Genomic DNA, 2514 nt, shown 5'->3' with positions numbered 1-2514 from the left:
TGTAAACGCTAAACTAGAGTTAACAGTTTTCAACATTTAACTTTCAACAGATTTCCACAAATAAGATTAAACAGTTCTGGCTATTACTAAAACACTTTCAATATACTTATTTTAGTTAATTGAAAGTGAGGGCTTAGGAGTGGAAAGAAAAATGAACTATCACAAAATTCACCAGTTGAAGAATGAGGGGTTCTCAAATAGCGCAATTGCTAGGAAATTGGCGATCTCTAGAAACACAGTTATTGGTTATTTAGAAATGTCCTTGGAAGAGTTTTCTGATTTTATGTATTCAATTCAAACAAGAGAGAAGAAGTTAGATCCCTATCGGGACCATATTTTGTCTTGGTTGAAAGAACACAATGATCTCAGTAGTGCTCAAGTGTACGATTGGTTACAAGAAAAACTAAGTGTTAAAAATATCACGGAAGGGACCGTCAGGAACTATGTAAATGAGATGAGGGAGGTTTACCACATCCCCAAACAAGTGATTTCCAGAACTTTTGGAGCTGTAGATGAGCTTCCGCCGGGGAAACAAATGCAAGTGGACTTTGGCGAAGTAAAAGTTTTAAATACACAAGATAAATCTATTAAGCTATATTTCGTAGGTTTTATCCTTTCTCATTCAAGGTTTAAGTATATAGAGTGGTTGGATCGTCCTTTTAAAACTACTGATTTAATACACATGCAGGAAAATGCTTTTCGATATTACGGCGGAGTAACCGAAGAAATAGTTTATGATCAAGACAGATTACTTGCCGTCAGTGAAAATGCAGGAGACCTTATAATGACTGAAGCTTTTACAAAGTATCAGCAAACAAGAAAATTTATAGTATATCTATGCAGAAAATCAGATCCTCAATCAAAAGGAAAAGTAGAGCAGTTAGTGAAATACGTGAAACATAATTTCGCAAAGAATCGAACCTTTAGTAACCTTTCAAACTGGCAATCCTCTTGTCTAAAGTGGTTAGAAAGAACAGGAAACTATAAAGTACACCATAATACGAAAAAAAGACCCCTTGAGATGCACGCCCTGGAAAAGCCGCATCTTCAAAAGGTCTCTGGAACTTACATTTTCGAAAATGTATCTATGAATATTATAACAAGAAAGATACATAAGGACAATGTTATTCGATTTGATGGAAATCGCTATAGTGTACCGTTAGGTACCTTCAAAAATGGAGAAGATAATTTAGTCGATGTGTATGTGGAAGGTGACCACCTATATATTCAACAAAGAAAAAGTGGTCCTATAATTGCTAAACACACTCTTTCAAAGGATAAAGGAGTTATCGTGACTCTTCCTGCACATCGGCAGCGTAGTCGTACTACACGCGACAAAATGATCGAGAAGATCTATCAGAATGTTTCTAATCCAACCCTTGTAAGTTGGCTGGTAGAAGAGTTAACTAAACAGTATCCTAGGCATCTAATTGACCAATTAAAAGTAGTTTTAAACGTCACAGAACACCATCCCTTCACTATAGAAGAGGCTATACAGACAATGAAAAGACTTAAAATGAATAGCGCTCACGAATTGAGGGATATTGCTACGTCACTAGAAATAGAAAAAGCAAAAAATTATAAAAATGTAGGTGTGGAGAACGAAAAATACAAGGATTTCGTAGCCCCTGAAAGAAAAGAAGATATCTACCTTCATGTTTTGCAAGGAGGTGGAAAAAAATGAGCGAGTTGTACAATTCATTGCAAGACCAATGTCGAGCCTTACGGCTCGCAGAGACAGCTAAAGAGCTCCCTTTGTTTCTGAGAGAAGCTGAGTCTAAAAATTGGACATACCACGAACTTCTACATGAAATATTCACCTATGAGACTCAATGTCGTGAGCGTAAAAATATAGAGAAATTAATGAAATGGGCAGAGTTTCCTGAACAGTTGACGTTTGAACAATTCGATTTAGAGGAGCAATCAGCTATAGGAGAAAAGCAGCTAAGTGTATTAAAAGAATGTTCTTGGATCGAAGAGTGTTTTACTTTAATTATGATGGGCCCGACTGGAGTAGGAAAAACACATTTATCTACTGCACTAGGTATTCATGCTATTGAGCGTGGATACCAGGTCTCTTTCCTATCTATGGAGCGATTGATTTATATTCTAAAATCAAGAGAGTATATCAACAAATCTAAGACGAGATATAAGCGCGTAACTAGCTCGGATTTAGTGATTATAGATGATGTAATGTACATGGCATACGAACCTCAGGATGCTCATCTGTTCTTCCAATTTATATACGATATGTATGACAAAACAGCTTTCATTTTAACATCTAATAAAGGTCCAAATGAATGGGGAAAATTCTTAGGTGATAAGACCTTAACTACAGCTATACTAGACCGATTGCTGCACCGAAGTGAGATTTTGACATTTAGCGAGAAGCAGAACAGTATTCGGATGAAATACCGAAAGGTGTTATTTGAAGAATTAAGTGTTGAATCTTAATTAACGAAAACTGTTGAATTCCATTTGTTGAAAACTGTTAATTTCTACTTGACGGTTACA

General features: G+C 36.0%; 2 protein-coding genes. Both read left to right on the top strand.

The window, feature by feature from the left end; all coding sequences use genetic code 11:
- Positions 1 to 151: 151 nt before the first annotated feature.
- The gene (gene istA, locus LF817_RS19910) at positions 152 to 1684 is read left to right on the top strand and encodes an IS21 family transposase (protein WP_253937556.1); all 1533 of its coding nucleotides are present in this window, start codon (positions 152 to 154) and stop codon (positions 1682 to 1684) included.
- Entirely contained in the window at positions 1681 to 2454 is a 774-nt protein-coding gene (gene istB / locus LF817_RS19905; RefSeq protein ID WP_253937555.1) for an IS21-like element helper ATPase IstB, read from the top strand. The genes istA and istB overlap by 4 nt, the downstream gene beginning before the upstream one ends.
- The last annotated feature ends 60 nt before the right edge of the window (positions 2455 to 2514 follow it).

The sequence above is a fragment of the Halobacillus sp. A1 genome, assembly GCF_024189295.1.
GTDB lineage: Bacteria > Bacillota > Bacilli > Bacillales > Halobacillaceae > Halobacillus_A.
Note: the sequence above shows the minus strand (reverse complement) of the source record. Positions and strands in the feature narration are given on the sequence as shown.

What these genes read in the sequence shown, in the direction of transcription:
- istA (WP_253937556.1), top strand. Translation starts at nt 152, where the DNA reads ATGAACTATCACAAAATTCACCAGTTGAAGAATGAGGGGTTCTCAAAT.
- istB (WP_253937555.1), top strand. Translation starts at nt 1,681, where the DNA reads ATGAGCGAGTTGTACAATTCATTGCAAGACCAATGTCGAGCCTTACGG.